The organism is Blautia sp. HA9023, from assembly GCF_056504095.1.
The window spans coordinates 433,938-449,399 of sequence record NZ_JBWLUR010000008.1 but is presented as its reverse complement, the minus strand read 5'-3'; the positions used below and the strand labels follow the sequence as shown (position 1 = coordinate 449,399).

Below are 15,462 nucleotides of genomic sequence, written 5' to 3'. Positions count from 1 at the left end.
TCTTTACTCAGCTGTCTCTTCAGTTGCTGCTTCTTTTGTCTCTTCTGCTGCCTCCTTGAATGCATCCTCATCTGCAGTCTCTTCTGCATTCTCTGCAACATCTTCTACAGCCTCTTCTGCTGCAGCTCTCTCCTCATTGATTCCCTTAGCCTCAGCGTAGATATCCTCCGCGTTCTCCTGAAGGCTTGTAGCTGTTTTCATGATGCAGTCCTTAGCTCTTAAAACGGCTGCTGTGCATCCTGTGTAAAGCTTCTTCGCATCCTTGCTTGTAAGGATCTTGATTCCTGCTGTTCCAAAAAGAACACCTGCTGCAAAAAGTCCTGATTTTTTGAATTTAAAATCTACCATAATAATTTTTCCTCCTAAATATATAATTTTTATCATTTTACTGATTTCCGGTGGACAATTTCCCATGCCTGCCCCGGTATTTTCATCATTATAAAATACTTGTAAAAAAATGTCCAGTGTTTTTTTTGTGAATTTAACACAATTCGCTGAATTTTCAGTTAATTTCCCCTAACAGTTAAGTTTTACTAATAGTTTCGTTTTTCTAATTTTTAGTCTGTACAAACCCTTTATTTCCTATTATATAGGGAATATCTCCTTGCTGTGTTTATCCCACTTCATGTACCGGAAGCACTGCAAGTGTGCGGATATTCTGCTCATGGATCTCCCCGCATGCCCGAAGTCCCGCACGGATCACCTCATTAAGCTTCTGCCCGGACAGGTGGCAGATGGTATCATCATCCAGCTCCACTGTGCAGGCCCCTTTGGTACTGCAGGCTACCCGGTACATATTTTTGCGGCTGATGGCTCCGATGGACTCCAGCGTATTGATCATACGGTATACCGTTGCCACACCGATCTTCGGGTCCAGTGCGGAAGCCCTGTAATAAATTTCCTTACAGCAGGAGCACTCCCCTTCCAGAATGATATCAAGCAGGATCCTCCTCTGTCTGGTAATTCTTAAGCCCCGTTCTTTCAGCTTCTCTATAATAAGATCTTTCTGCATCTGTGTATGGCGGTAACATCCTGTTCTCTTTTCTTCTTTCTCAGCTTTTGCGTTCTGCATTCTGATCCCTCCTTTATTATTGAGAAAACTTTTCTTTTATCTAATAAGTTAGTATACTCCAACTGTGGTTAGCTGTAAATAACTTGTTTTGGATTTTTTTATAATATTGAGGATTTCGCCGGAATGCAGTATAATAATTCGTGAATCTATCCATATGAAACCGTCGTTTTGACAAAATGACGAAAAATCCCCTTTCGTTTTTTCGTCAGAATGACAAGAAACTGCCGGAAACTTTGTACGATTCAGCTCTAGCTCTTTTCCTCCATTTTCGATATACTGTTAACCAGCAAAGGAAATTACGTAAAAAACAATATATTAATTTTGGAGGGAAACAACAATGGCAAGTTTATCATTATCTCACATTAATAAAACTTATCCAAACGGCTTCCAGGCAGTTAAAGATTTCAACCTTGAAATCGAAGACAAAGAGTTTATCATCTTCGTAGGACCGTCTGGATGTGGAAAGTCCACAACACTTCGTATGATCGCAGGTCTTGAGGAGATCAGCGGTGGTACACTTAAGATCGGTGACAAAGTCATGAACGATGTTGAGCCTAAGGACCGTGATATCGCAATGGTATTCCAGAACTACGCTCTGTATCCTCATATGACTGTTTATGATAACATGGCATTCGGACTTAAACTTCGTAAAGTTCCGAAGGATCAGATTGACAAAGCTGTTCGTGAAGCAGCAAGAATCCTTGACCTTGACAAACTTCTTGATCGTAAACCGAAGGCTCTTTCCGGTGGTCAGAGACAGCGAGTTGCTATGGGACGTGCTATCGTTCGTAATCCTAAGGTATTCCTTATGGATGAGCCTCTTTCCAACCTGGATGCTAAACTTCGTGTACAGATGCGTATCGAGATTTCCAAGATCCATCAGAGACTTGGTGCTACAATCATCTATGTAACACATGACCAGACAGAGGCTATGACACTTGGTACCAGAATCGTCGTTATGAAAGACGGTGTTGTTCAGCAGGTTGATACACCACAGAACCTGTATCAGAAACCAGGCAACCTCTTCGTTGCAGGATTCATGGGATCTCCGCAGATGAACTTCCTTGATGCTGTTATCTCCGAAAAAGGCGGTAACATGATCGCTACAATCGGTAACGAGCATGAGGTTATTGTTCCTGCAGCTAAAGCTAAAGTTCTCAAAGACAAAGGCTATGTTGGAAAGAAAGTTGTTCTTGGTATCCGTCCTGAGGATATCCATGATTCTCAGATGTTCCTTGAGACATCCCCAAGCAAACCGATGAACTCCGTAGTTAAAGTTTACGAGCTTCTTGGTGCCGAAGTATTCCTGTACTTCGATGTTGACGGAACTCAGATCACAGCACGAGTTGATCCTCGTACAACAGCTAAGACCGGTGATCCGATCAGATTCGCATTCGATATGGAGAAAGCTCACTTCTTCGACAAAGAGACAGAGCTTACCATCACAAACTAATTCTTACCGAATTACAAAAAATGAATTTAACCCCGGGGGATATATTTTCCCGGGGTTTCTTTTTTCCTCTGCACAATTTTCACTTCATCTACAGAAAGGACTCAGTTTTATGAAAATACAGCAAACACTTCAAAAATGCCTGGATGACTGGAACCGGATCAGCGGACTGGATTTTTGTATTCTGGACAAAAATAATCAGGTTTTTGCTTCCACCGGAGACAGAAAGCTGCCATCTGCCGAAAAGCTTATCCAGTTCCGTGAAGATCCTGCTTTATGTATTTCCAACCGTTCCTGCAGCATCTACAAATTAAACGGCGCATCCGGAGATATGCTTCTGACGGTATGGGGTTCCACAGACTCCGCTTCCACCATCGGAGAACTTGCGGTCTGCCAGGTCGAAAGTCTTCTTACTGCCTATGCGGAAAAAACGGACAAAAACTCCTTTATGCAGAACCTTCTTCTGGACCGCTATTCTCAGGTGGAAGCTTTCAACAAAGCTGCCCGCCTCCACATTGCACCTTCTGTCCGCCGTGCAGTCTTTCTTGTGGAAACCAAGCAGCATAAAGACGAAAACGCTCTGGCAACCATCCGGAATATCTTTTCGGCCCGGACACGTGACTTTATCACTGCCCTGGATGATTCCGGCATTATTGTTGTCCGTGAACTTCAGAGTACAGAGAGCTACGAGGAACTTAACGGTATTGCCTGCATGCTTGTGGATATGCTGAATACGGAGGCTATGACTTCTGCCTGGGTTTCCTACAGCAATGTTGCTGACGATATCATGCAGCTTTCTGATGCCTATAAAGAAGCACGTACTGCCCTGGAAGTCGGAAAAATCTTTTACGCGGACAAAAATGTCTTCGGTTACAACCGCCTTGGTATTGGCCGTCTGATCTATCAGCTTCCGACTCAGGTATGTGACATGTTCGTAGGTGAAATTTTCGGAGAGGAATCTCTGGATTCTATTGATGATGAAACGCTGAATATCATCCGCACTTTCTTTGAAAACAACCTGAATCTTTCCGAGACATCCAGACAGCTTTATGTGCACAGAAATACTCTGGTGTACCGCTTTGAAAAGCTTCAGAAACGATTCGGGCTGGATATCCGTACCTTCGAAGATGCGCTGGCCTTTAAGCTTGCCATGATGGTATCGGATTACATTACCTACTCCCGGAATCACGGAAAATAAATATCTCAGAAAAATAGAACACACTACAAAAAAAATCCCGGAAATACCTGACGGATATTTCCGGGATTTTATTGCAGAGATATTTTTATTTCAGCAACATCAGGTGTTCCGGCGGAAGATACAGATATTTCGGAAGACCCCTGTTCGGATCCTCTCTGAAACTGTTTTTCGGCCGCATCCACCACAAACCGGCCGCTGCCTCCTCACCTTTCCTGCGAATCATATACTGATGTTCAAAAGTTGTTTCGATATACTCGTCCACCTGTACTTCCAGACAATTCTCTCCCGGCTTATCTTCCGGCCTGATCCAGTGTCCGCGAATTCCCACGTGAGTAATATCTTCTGCCACTTTTTCTGCTGTATGAAGTTTTATTTTCCAGTCCGTGGCATAAATTTCATGTTCTCCCAGCTGCTGGACCGCTGAAAAGTTCTTACATCCGGTAAGTTTTGCCGCTTCCAGCATTCTTGGATTCTCAAACAGCCGTTTCGTTTCATCAGTTACAAGGATCCGTCCCCCGTCCACAACAGAAAGCTCTTTACAGAATTTATAGGCCTCATCTCTGCTGTGAGTTACAAGGATCATATCGCCTGGATAATCCTGAAGAAAATCCTGCATTTCCCTCTGAAGCACATCTTTCAGATATCCATCCAGTGCGGAAAACGGCTCATCCAGAAGAATGGCTTCCGGTTCCCCGATCATCATTCTGGCCAGTGCCACTCGCTGCTGCTGCCCGCCGGAAAGCTGGGATGGAAGACGTTTTTCCAGGCCCTCCAGATGATATCGCCGGATCAGATCCGACACTTTTTCCTGTGCAAAAGATTTTTCTCCACGGTAACCACAGCGGATATTCTGCTCTACCGTCATAGTCGGAAATAATGCATAATTCTGGAAGAGGTAGCCAATCTGCCGCTTCTGTGGCTTCAGATTGATTCCTGCTTCTGAATCAAAGACTGTTTTTCCGTTAATTACGATTTTTCCCCGATCCGGAGTTTCAATTCCTGCTATACACCGCAGTGTCATGCTCTTTCCGCTGCCGGATGCTCCAAGAAGCCCGATGGCTGCCGAGCTGCCCTCAAATTGTACTTTCAGGGAAAAATCCCGGAAATTCTTTTCGATATTTACACTGACTGCCATCAGATCCACCTTCTTGTCTTCATTCCTCTTCCGGATACAATGTTGATCAGTGCTACAATCACAAAGGAAATCAGCACAATCACAACGACCCAGAAGCCTGCAGTTCCATAGTTTCCGGCTGCGGTCTCTGCAGCTATGGCCACCGAAACCGTTCTTGTTTTTCCAAGGATATTTCCGGCAAGCATAGAGGTTGCTCCATACTCACCGATGGCACGTGCAAAAGCCAGTACCGTTCCGGAAGCAATTCCAGGTCCTGCCGCAGGCATAACCACCTTCCAGAAAATCCGGTTATCGCTCATCCCCAATGTCTGGCCCGCGTAAATCAGATTCACGTCCACCTGTTCAAACGCAGCACGTGCATTGCGGTACATCAGTGGAAACGCAATCACTGCAGCCGCGATCACACACCCCTTCCAGTTCTGTACGATCTTAATATCAAAATTGTCCAGAAGAAAACTTCCAAGGGGTCTTTTCAGGCTGAAAATCAGAAGCAGAAAAAATCCTGCCACTGTAGGCGGAAGTACCAGGGGAAGGGTAAAGATACCGTCCAGTACTGCTCTTGCTCCCGGTTTCAGTTTCATGATCTTACGGGCGCAGAATACCCCCAGAAAAAAGGCGATCACGGTAGCCACCAGACCTGTTTTTAAGGAAATCCAAAGAGGACTCCAGTTTATTTCTTTCAAAAATTCTGTCATCGTTCATTCCTGCACCGGCGTTTATGGCATTTCCAGAAATTACTGCCGGTTTTCTGCATAATGATTATTTGGAGGTACTGCCTGTAGAGTCTGTGCTGTCCTCAGCCTCAGTGCTGTCTGCGGAATCTTCTGCATCTTCTTTGGAATCTTCAGCCTTATATGCTGTGAATCCATAGTCCTCAAATACCTTGATTGCAGCGTCAGATTCTACATAATCCAGGAATGCCTCTGCTGCCTTGGTGTCATCCTCAGATGCTTCTTTATCCTCAATAAGTCCTACCGGATAAAGAACCGGAGTCTGAAGGCTGTCTGCCGGTGCCTCTGCAATAATCTCTACTTTATCCGCAACAGATGCAGCATCTGTCGCATATACTACACCAACTTCATTACTTCCCTCACTGACTGCAGCAAGTACATCTGTTACGTTCTTGCACTCGTTGATCTCCATCTCGTTTACATCATCCATGATTCCAAGGTTGTTGAAAATCTCACGGGAGTACTGTCCAACCGGAACATCCTCACCTGCAAGCGCCATATTCTCGGCATCTGTGATGTTCTCAAATCCTGTTACCTTTGTCTCTCCGTCCTTTGGTTTAATCAGAACAACTTTATTCTCAAGAAGGTCAACAACGGTGTCCTCTTTTGTCAGTTTCTCCTCTGTGAGGGCATCCATCTGTTTATCTGCTGCTGAAAAGAAAAGATCGCAGCGTGCGCCTTCCTCAATCTGTGTCTGCAGTGTACCTGAGCTGTCTGCGCTGTAGTAGATTGTCACATTCGGATAAAGTTCATTGAAATCTTTCTGGATCTCTTCCATGGAATTGCTGAGGCTGGCTGCGATAAAAGCGTAAACCTCACCTTTCAGATTCTCATCACCTTTCACCTCTGTATCTGCCGCAAAGACATTTCCGGTCAGAAGGCCTGTTGTCAGGATTCCTGCTGTAAGAGCCGCTAAGATTTTTTTCTTCATCTTTTTGTTTCTCTCCTTTTTTGTTTCGTTCAGTTTCATTCAGTTTTGAATGGTTTCATTTAATTTTACCCAAATGAATGTTTCTTGTCAAGCGTAAGGCCATTGCTGTTTTTTCATACACATGCTATCATAAAATATACCGAGCAGTTTTCACTGCAACATCAGGATCTTAAAAGATAAGGAGATTTTTTTATGAAACTCAGTGCACGAAATCAGTTAAAAGGAAAAGTTATCAATATCAACAAAGGAGCCGTAAATTCCATTGTTTCCATCGATATTGGCGGAGGAAATATTATCACAGCAACCATTTCCTGTGCCGCTGTGGAAGAACTGGGACTGAAAGTTGGATCTGACGCTTACGCTGTCATCAAAGCAACCAGTGTTATGGTGGGAATCGATGAATAAATTCTACACAGCCCAGGAAGTCGCCGATAAATTAAAGATCAAAAAAACAACCGTATACGAACTGATCAAACGCGGGGAGCTTTCCTCTTCCAAAATCGGTAAACAGCTGCGAGTCAGTGAAGATCAGCTGTCCCTGTATCTGAACGGAGCGGCGAAAAACAGTGTCTCCGCCCAGCACCTTGATTATCAACCGGAAAGTTCCCTTCTGAAAAGAGATTATCTGCTTCACTCCAGCGGACTGATCATCAGCGGACAGGCATCTCCGGCGCTGGATCTTCTTCTGAATCAGCTGCCTTCCACACCTGGGAACCTTCCTGTGCTGCAATCACATATGAATACCTACAATGGCCTGTATTCCCTCTATTTTGAAAAAGTCCATATTGCCTGTGCCGCAGCAGCTCCTGAGGATGTCCGCAGTCTGGTACCCGGACTTTCTCTTACAGCCCTTCTCTTCTGCCAGTATCCCATGGGCTTTTATGTAAAAAAGGGGAATCCACGGAATATTCATGACTTTCCGGATCTTACAAGAGCGGATATCATTTTTGCAAACCGCGAAAAAGGAAGCAGCCGCAGGGTTCTTCTTGACCGCACCCTGAAATCTTCCGGTATTTCTCCGGAATCCATATCCGGTTACCGTAATGAGCTTGTTTCCGACTATTCCACAGCTGCCGCGGTTGCCGGTGGGCAGGCAGATGTTGCACTTGGAGAAAGTTATGCTGTAAGAAGTTTCCCGGAACTTACGTTTCTCCCCCTTACACAGGAGACACTTTATCTGATCATGCATTCCGAAAATCTGGATACTCCCGGTTTTCAGGCAGTGACCGAAACGATCTCTTCAGAGAATTTTCGCCGCACACTGGCACTCCAGACCGGATATGATACCACTCATACAGGAGAAATTTTTTCTATCTGAGAGTCTGTTATTTATGCACAAAAAAGTCCTGAGCATTGATCTATGCCAGAATCCCGGACATCTTCTTTGTCCGGTAAATAAGGCACTTATCAAAGTTCAGGACTTTTTATGCTTTTATACAGTTAGTTCAATTTTTTCACAGATATTCCGAATCAGGCGGTTGTAACCGGTTATATTTTTCAGCCATTCCAGCACAATGGACACTGCCAGAGAAATTCCCAGCAGTACCAGAACATTTACCACAAAATGACCAAAGGAATAAATAAAATCACTCCAGAAATAATGTCTTATAAATGTATGTATCAGAAAAATATTCATGGAATGTTTTCCAAGGAATAACAGTACCTGGCGGATTCCCGGGATCACTGTGATAAACTCGCTGCAAAATGCGATCACAATAATCGGAAAAATCCCCCAGCGGATCTCATTATATACAGATCCCGGTAATTTCCCATATACTTTGTACAGAACAAATAATATCAGCACCTCCAACAAAAATTTCATGATCTTCTTCGGTCCCCGGTTCCACACCTGCAGCCACCGGTCAGCCAGCTCATACTTTGCTGCACACATTCCCATAAGAAATACAGGAATAAAAGAATATACATTGGTTTCTCCCATGATCTTCAGTGATAGCATATGGGGAACTGCCACAACCAGCGCAAGGATCATCGGAAGACAGTCTTCATTTTTCATGACCAGTGGAACCAGGATCACAAAGATCACCGCAGCGCTCATATACCACCAGGTTCCATTCATGGTTACTGTACCAAACAGGCTATGAAGCCCCAGAAAATCAAGCCCCATAGCTGCCAGACCTTCGATTCTGCTTCCGCCTGAAAAATATACTTTTGATACGTATCCGAACATGCCCTGAAAAATAACCGCAGATAAGATCCAGATGATCCAGAACCCGGACATGGTTTTGACCAGCCGGCCGGCAGTCCATCTCACAGGCGCAGAGCGCTTCTTACGATAACTTAAATATAGTCCGTATCCGGAAATAAAAGCATAGATCGGCACACAAATCTTAAATACACTGCACATATAGATCATGGTATCATCCGCAAATGGCGCAAAAGATACCGTAAATCCCTCAAAGCGCTTTCTTGAAAGATACTGATGATGAAACAGCATCATCACTATGGCAATCCCTTTCATCGCCTGGGAAGTGTATTTATCAAATCGGACTGTTTTTTCCTTTTCCAAAATTTTCTCCTTTATATTACATGTTTTCCATGATTTTTTTGTATACCCGCCTGCAGCAGTTACGGTCATTAAATGCAAATGTATCCTCCATTCGCTTCAGATATTTCTCTTTTATCTGACAGTCAGAAGCCATATATTCAATGATCCGTTCTACCGTTCCTTCCAGTGTATCTTCCACCTCTCCAAATCCGTCCCTCTCATAATCAAAATATCCCTCTGTGTAGGAATGGGAACCGTTGAAAAAGCTCTCTCTGTCAAACTGTGTATACACGATCGGCTTCCTTAAATACGCAAAGTCAAATGCAACCGAAGAATAATCCGTGACCATCAGATCTGTCTGCGCAAAAATCTCTCTGTAGGAACTGGAGCTATCCAGAAATTTCACCCTGGGATCTCTTCGGAACAGATGCAGTCCATCAACAGTATTCGGATGTGGCATAAAGCAGATAGTGTAACCATATTTTTCAGAAGCTTTCAGAAGCTTTTCACTGTTCAGAAGATCATTATAAAAGCAAAAATATTCACTGTGGACGAATTCTTCTCCAAGCTTCCACACACCTCTGTCATCGGTTCCGGAGGAAAGACTTTTTCGCCAGGTAGGCATAATCGTCACGTATTTCCGTTCCGCATGGACCAGCCTGTCAAATCTTGGCATACCAGTAAGCCATACATTCTTTGCCGGATAATAATAATCATAATTGAATATGGAATCATACTCCTGCTTCGTATTTACCACAAACCCAAACAGATTCCGGTTATATTTATTCAGCCACTGAGACTGATTATCTTTCGTCACTCCATGCTGCAAAAATACCAGTTTCTTATTGTACATCAGATCCCGGTAAAGATACTCGAAACTTCCAAATGGATTCACTACGGTCTTATTTGCCTGAGAAGAAAGAGAAAGATCATTCAGAAGAAACAGGATTTTGTGATTCCAGGAAAAAGGCTCCACAATTTTTCCAAGTTTCACCAGTTCCCGGCTCTCCGGTGTATTTTTACTGATAACAAAATATGGTTTCACCCCGGAAACCGGATTTTCACAGACATAGCGGAACATAACCTCTCCGTTATCATCTCCCCGGTTGACTCGATCCGAGAACAGCCAGATCTGTTTTTTCTTCCTTGCACGTTTCCATGCACAGAGCCAGCGTACAAAAAAGGCTTTTTTTCCGGGAAGTCCCTGTAACAGTAAAGCACGGTCACGTTTCCATCCAAGTATCAGGGTCCTGCCTATTCGATAAGGTTTTACACAGATCTCATATTGCTCCTGGATTTGATCTTCGTTCTGTTCTTCCAGTGAAGAAATGGATCTTTTTTTTCCGGCAGGCAGCAACAGCATTCCCCTTACATGCAGAAAAAGAGGAACCTCTTTGGCAAATGGTGTATATTTTCCGTAAGAAACATTATACATCTTCCTGATATGACCCTGCTCTTTTTCCGCCCAGCAAACAGAATCGTGAATTCCCCCATAAGGAATATCCACCAGATACAGCTTCTCTGTCGCTGTTTCCTTCCTGCACCACCCGAATCGATCCAGTGTATATCTCCAGACTGCTTTATATCTTCGTTCTCCGGTTATCATGCAGAACTCCCGGTTCCTCATCCATGGTTCCACAACCGAAAACTCACAGTGTATTCCCTCATCTGTAAGCTGGAAAATCCTGACATTCAGCTCATCCTGTTCTGAATCCATAACAGCCTCTGTCTGTCTGGGATATCTTTTATTTATATCCGGAAAATATTTATGAAGCAGATAAAGTTTATTTTCTCTTCCTATGTGATGGCTGAATATGATAAGTTCCGGAAATTCCAGATGTTTCAGAAATTCATCAATATTTCTTTCATAGGAAATCAGCTCCACATGTTCCGGATTCCGGAATATCACTTCTGCCAGTTTTGTATAATAATACAGAAGCACATAATCACCATTCTTCACAAACCGGATTTTTCCCTGCTTTCTGTATTCTTCAAGCCTTTTCAAAAAACGCTCGTAAAACATCCCTGTCTGCTTAGTATCCTGTATAAGATTCTCCCATTCATCCCTGATAAAATGCTCCGCAGGAATCTGCACCCGGGCATTTTCCCCGGAAATTACCGAAATTTTCCCGCAGGATACCGCATTTCTGTATACCATTTCCATGATATCCAGATACCAGGTATCCTTTCTGATTTCTTTTGTCCATTTCAGTTTTTCTGTAACAAATGTATATGCCGGATACATCTGATGCAACAGACAGGCATGATCGTCCAGTGTTGCATCTTTTCCAAAAGAGTCACAGTAATTATTATGCTCTTTTACCGGCAAACTGTCTTTTCCGTCAATTTTTATCACAGCTACATCACTGCCTTCTTCCTGAAAGCAGCGCTGCAGTTCCCGGAATGCCTCTTTTGAAAAACCATTTCCGCCTCTTACAAATGTAATATAAGTTCCGGTAATCTGACTGTAAAGTTCACTGACAATATCCTGACACTCTGATCCGTCAATATAGATCAGTTTCGGATCTTTCAGCATTTCCCGAAAACGCTTATCTTTCATTTGAAATGGACCAAATTTCTCATCCATCGCCTGTGCCTGAAGAGTTTTCTCCTTTTCTCCAAGAAGCTGCAGTTCTTTCAGATCACTCTGGCTGAACTGATCTGCATTCCCTTCCACACGTACCGCCAGGATCTGTATGGTATCTGCCAGTGGATTCTGTTTTATATTTCTGTATGTTCTGTATAATCCTGATGTATTTTTAGCAAAAACAACAACTGAAAAATCATCTTCTCTGGTCATATTTCTCCCATCTTATCCATTCCCGGTACAGACAACTCTTTCTACCGCTTATTTATCCAGGCATCTGCGTAGAGAACTGATCTGCTCAAAAATTTATATCTTTTCTTCTTTTTTTCAGCTTACTGGGAATGTGCGCTCTGACAATCGCTTCGTAAATACGTTTGCTGTTATTGTGATCCCGGTACGGAAGAAGAGTATCTCTTCGCTTTGCATATTCCGGTTTCTCCTGGAAGTTGTTTTTCACATAGGATTCTATGGTATCCAGAAGCTCCTCTTCTGTCCATGCCAGATCCCCGAAAACATCTTTTCTGTAATCTACATAACTTCCGTGGGCCTTCTCGTAAGTTTCCAGATCAAAAGGATAAAAAACTACCGGTTTCCCCTGATAATAAACTTCCCAGGAAACAGAAGAATAATCTGTGATCAGCATATGACAGCTCATCAGAAGCTGGTTTAACGGCACAGTTCCAAAGGGGATCAGCCGGATGTGTCTGTCCTCCGTATAAAAGTTTCCGAGACGCTCCCGAAACTTGGCATGAATATAAAAATTCAGCGTGATATTCTCTCTTTCCAGGATCGTCCTCAGCCGTTCATCCTGCAAAAGTGTTTCATATCTCTGATAATATTCACTTTTACGGAATGCTTCTTCACTGATATCTTCCAGCCAGTTTCTCCACGTAGGCATCAGAAGGATCTCTTTATGTGCAGGGTCCGACCGGTCTTCCAGAACATCCCATCTGGAAAAGCCGGTTACAATCACTTCTTCCTTATCATAACCAAAATATTTCTCTATGATCTTCTGCTCCGGTTCTGAAGTTACCACAAACAACGCCATCTGGTTTCCACAGTTTTTGCGATAGGTTTTATGGCACTGTTTAAATGCGGTGACACCATGCTGCAAAAAAATAATATTTTTTCTGGCCTGATACTGAAGCTTATAAACACTGATCGGAGAATCCCAGATATAAAAATGCCGGATCGCATCTGTGGAAATAAGATACTGAGCCGCACTGAGATAGATCATGTATTTAAATGACATGAACTGGATCACATTCGGTTCATATTCCTTTACAGCCTGATAATCCGGACTATTTTTATCTATTACATAAAGGATCTTTTTTCGTTGTTCTTCCGGTACCTGTTCCATACAGTACCGGAAGAAATAAAAACCGTTGTCCTGTGCCATCGTGCAGTATTTCTCGCCTACAAGCCACAATTTCTTATGGTCCCAGTAGGGCTTCAGGATAAAATAACACAAAAGAGCCAGAAATTCTTTCATAAGGAACAGATAGCTGTCGTATTTTCGGTCATATTTCCGGTATTGAAGATTAAACTGCCGCTTCCCGTTGACAAAGGGATAGATCATATTTCCGCCATTTGTTCTTGTCCATCTTGGAAAAAAGATCAGTTTCAGTTTCAGAAATATACTTAATCCACCCAGGATCGCATCATAAGTTTCCCCACTGCCGCTGTCAACAACAGCCACAACATCCCAGAATGCCCGCTCCATAGGATAGGCATTTACATTGATCTCCGCCCGATAGACAGTTCTGTTTCCTCTGGATCTCGTGTGTAGTATAAACGGATAGCTGACATCCATGATCTCATTTCGCAGTTTCAGTTTCAAAGACCGGATCTGTCCCTTTTCCTCCGGCAGTTCAAAACAGATCTTTATGGTTCCTTTTTTCAGGGAAAATCTTTTGGTTTTTACTTTGATCTCAGCCGAAGCTTCCTTGAAATCCTGCATATTTCCACCTGTATCGCTTATTGCTCTGACCAGTCTCCATTATCATCCCAGATAATGTCTCCGTTTCCGCCATCGCTGCCGCTGTCATCGATCACTTCGTCTCCGTTTCCGCTGTTATCACCGTCATCTACATAACCGCCATCATCGCTGTTATCGGAATCGCCGCTGTCTCCATTGTCATAATTATCATTGCCGTCATCACCGTCACCATTGTCATAATTTCCGTTATCACTGCTGTCATCACTTCCATCGTCTCCGCCGTCGTAACTTCCATTATCACTGTTATCGTAATCACTGCTGTTATCACTGTTATCTGTGCTGCTGTCAGAAGAAGAATCGGTTGCATCAGAAGAATCCGTTGTACTGTCTGTAGAATCTGTGCTATCTGTATTCTCACTGTTATCCGTTTCCACATTTCCCTGTGTGCTCTTCTCGCTCTTCTCGCTGAGACTCATATAAGTCAGATATGCAGATCCGTTGTCGATCATCAGCTTCGCACTCTCCATATCTCCCAGTTCCACACTGTAGATCTCATATGCGTTTCCGTCTCCATCCACGATCTTCATATCATAAATAGCATCTGTGGCGGATTCCGGTGTGTAATACATCTGTACCTGTTCTGCTGCCTTGATCGTAGACTCTGCCGGAACCAGATTCTTACCCCATTCTGATCCACCGGCTGCACGGAGATAGATCTCTCGCACTTCACCCTTGGTGCTGTTTGAGAGATAAACAAATTTCGCGGTACTTGTCTTCACACCAATAAGCTTCGGTGCCGGTGTTGAAGTCGGCAGCGGACTGGCTGTTGCCGGTGTTGAAGTCGGTGCGGCTGTCGGAACCGGTGTCGGTGTTACTTCCACGGTGTCTTTTGATGAGCTTCCGCATCCGGCTGCGCTCAGTGCTGCAGTTGCTGCCAGTGCGATCATAATTTTCTTATATTTCATAATAATTACCTCCAGAATTACTGTTTATACATATTTGTTTTATGCAAGTAACGTTTTTCCGATAAAATATCCGAGAACCAGGATTCCAAGAATGATTCTGTACCATCCAAATGCCTTGAAATCATGTTTCTTGATATATCCCATCAGGAATTTGATCGCCAGGATAGATACCACAAAAGATACCAGTACACCTACGATCAGGATGATCAACTCTGTAGAGCTGAAGGCAAAACCGAATTTCACAAGCTTCAGAAAACTTGCGCCAAACATAACCGGAATTGCCAGGAAAAAGGTAAACTCAGCCGCAACAGTACGGGAAGTTCCGGCGAGGATTCCTCCGATAATGGTAGATCCGGAGCGGGAAGTTCCCGGGATTACGGAAAGCACCTGGAAACAGCCAATGATCAGCGCCGTTTTAAAGGTAAGATCCTCCAGGCTGGTACAGGCTGGTCTGCGACGTTTATTGTAATTCTCGATCACAATAAACAGAACACCATATACGATCAGTGTGATCGCAACTACAACATAATTATAAAATTTCTCTTCAATGATATCATTAAATGGAAGTGCGATGATGATCGTCGGCAGACATGCTACCAGGATCTTGAACCACAGGATCCATTTCTCCTTGTCACAGTATTTCTCCACAAATGTAAGGATTGCTCTGGATACTGCCGGCTGTTTACGCAGTGCCATCTGTGTTTTTTTCGGGATTTTTCTTATGTAAAAAGGCCACAGCTTACTCCAGTACAATACGACAACTGCCATGATCGCACCAAGCTGGATGACAACCAGGAAGAATTCCATAAATGCATCAGATACATTCAGCTTGATAAATTCATCTACCAGGATCATGTGGCCGGTACTGCTGATGGGAAGCCACTCTGTAATTCCCTCCACGATACCAAGAAGGATAACCTTCAGCAATTCTATAAAGCTCATACAAAC

At 43.6% G+C, this 15,462-nt stretch carries 14 protein-coding genes; 4 read left to right on the top strand and 10 right to left on the bottom strand.

From position 1 onward, the window contains the following. Positions 1-3: 3 nt before the first annotated feature. Both AC04Q6_RS12070 and AC04Q6_RS12065 read right to left on the bottom strand, forming a co-directional pair. Positions 4-348, bottom strand: a complete 345-nt coding sequence (locus AC04Q6_RS12070; protein ID WP_021976234.1) for a DUF6110 family protein — start codon at positions 346-348, stop codon at positions 4-6. A gap of 265 nt (positions 349-613) precedes the next feature. Next, positions 614-1,072, bottom strand: coding sequence for a transcriptional repressor (locus AC04Q6_RS12065; protein ID WP_021976235.1), 459 nt, complete (start codon positions 1,070-1,072; stop codon positions 614-616). A 337-nt stretch (positions 1,073-1,409) separates the two neighbouring features. Between AC04Q6_RS12065 and AC04Q6_RS12060 the strand changes: the two genes are divergently transcribed. Beyond that, positions 1,410-2,525, top strand: coding sequence for an ABC transporter ATP-binding protein (locus AC04Q6_RS12060; RefSeq protein ID WP_118061999.1), 1,116 nt, complete (start codon positions 1,410-1,412; stop codon positions 2,523-2,525). Positions 2,526-2,634: 109 nt separating this feature from the next. Next, entirely contained in the window at positions 2,635-3,720 is a 1,086-nt protein-coding gene (locus AC04Q6_RS12055) for a PucR family transcriptional regulator (RefSeq protein ID WP_119247771.1), read from the top strand. An 85-nt stretch (positions 3,721-3,805) separates the two neighbouring features. On the opposite strand, the gene AC04Q6_RS12050 is transcribed toward AC04Q6_RS12055, so the two are convergent. From AC04Q6_RS12050 to modA, 3 genes are all read right to left on the bottom strand, one after another. Then, positions 3,806-4,855 (bottom strand): ATP-binding cassette domain-containing protein, encoded by a 1,050-nt coding sequence (locus AC04Q6_RS12050; RefSeq protein WP_476389695.1) that lies wholly within the window; start codon positions 4,853-4,855, stop codon positions 3,806-3,808. Continuing rightward, positions 4,855-5,550: a molybdate ABC transporter permease subunit gene (modB, locus tag AC04Q6_RS12045; protein ID WP_119247769.1), complete on the bottom strand. Its 696-nt coding sequence runs from the start codon at positions 5,548-5,550 to the stop codon at positions 4,855-4,857. The genes AC04Q6_RS12050 and modB overlap by 1 nt, the downstream gene beginning before the upstream one ends. 64 nt (positions 5,551-5,614) lie before the next feature. Next, complete coding sequence (gene modA / locus AC04Q6_RS12040) at positions 5,615-6,517, bottom strand: molybdate ABC transporter substrate-binding protein (RefSeq protein ID WP_119247787.1); 903 nt, start codon at positions 6,515-6,517, stop codon at positions 5,615-5,617. A 192-nt stretch (positions 6,518-6,709) separates the two neighbouring features. Between modA and AC04Q6_RS12035 the strand changes: the two genes are divergently transcribed. Together AC04Q6_RS12035 and AC04Q6_RS12030 are read left to right on the top strand one after the other, a co-directional pair. Further along, positions 6,710-6,922, top strand: a complete 213-nt coding sequence (locus AC04Q6_RS12035; protein WP_118062004.1) for a TOBE domain-containing protein — start codon at positions 6,710-6,712, stop codon at positions 6,920-6,922. Then, a complete protein-coding gene (locus AC04Q6_RS12030) occupies positions 6,915-7,835 on the top strand; it encodes a substrate-binding domain-containing protein (RefSeq protein WP_119247768.1) in 921 nt (306 codons plus the stop codon). The genes AC04Q6_RS12035 and AC04Q6_RS12030 overlap by 8 nt, the downstream gene beginning before the upstream one ends. Before the next feature lie 114 nt (positions 7,836-7,949). Here the strand turns inward: AC04Q6_RS12030 and AC04Q6_RS12025 are convergent, their stop codons facing one another. The 5 genes from AC04Q6_RS12025 to AC04Q6_RS12005 form a co-directional block, all read right to left on the bottom strand. Next, positions 7,950-9,044 carry an acyltransferase family protein gene (locus AC04Q6_RS12025; RefSeq protein ID WP_181989037.1) on the bottom strand — a complete coding sequence of 365 codons (1,095 nt, stop codon included), beginning with the start codon at positions 9,042-9,044 and terminating at the stop codon, positions 7,950-7,952. Between the two features lie 16 nt (positions 9,045-9,060). After that, a complete protein-coding gene (locus tag AC04Q6_RS12020; RefSeq protein ID WP_476389694.1) occupies positions 9,061-11,823 on the bottom strand; it encodes a CDP-glycerol glycerophosphotransferase family protein in 2,763 nt (920 codons plus the stop codon). Positions 11,824-11,908: 85 nt separating this feature from the next. Beyond that, positions 11,909-13,570 (bottom strand): CDP-glycerol glycerophosphotransferase family protein, encoded by a 1,662-nt coding sequence (locus tag AC04Q6_RS12015; RefSeq protein ID WP_021976701.1) that lies wholly within the window; start codon positions 13,568-13,570, stop codon positions 11,909-11,911. A 17-nt stretch (positions 13,571-13,587) separates the two neighbouring features. Next, positions 13,588-14,514 carry an SPOR domain-containing protein gene (locus AC04Q6_RS12010; protein WP_178703918.1) on the bottom strand — a complete coding sequence of 309 codons (927 nt, stop codon included), beginning with the start codon at positions 14,512-14,514 and terminating at the stop codon, positions 13,588-13,590. Positions 14,515-14,553: 39 nt separating this feature from the next. Continuing rightward, entirely contained in the window at positions 14,554-15,456 is a 903-nt protein-coding gene (locus tag AC04Q6_RS12005) for an undecaprenyl-diphosphate phosphatase (protein ID WP_119247766.1), read from the bottom strand. Positions 15,457-15,462: the final 6 nt, after the last annotated feature.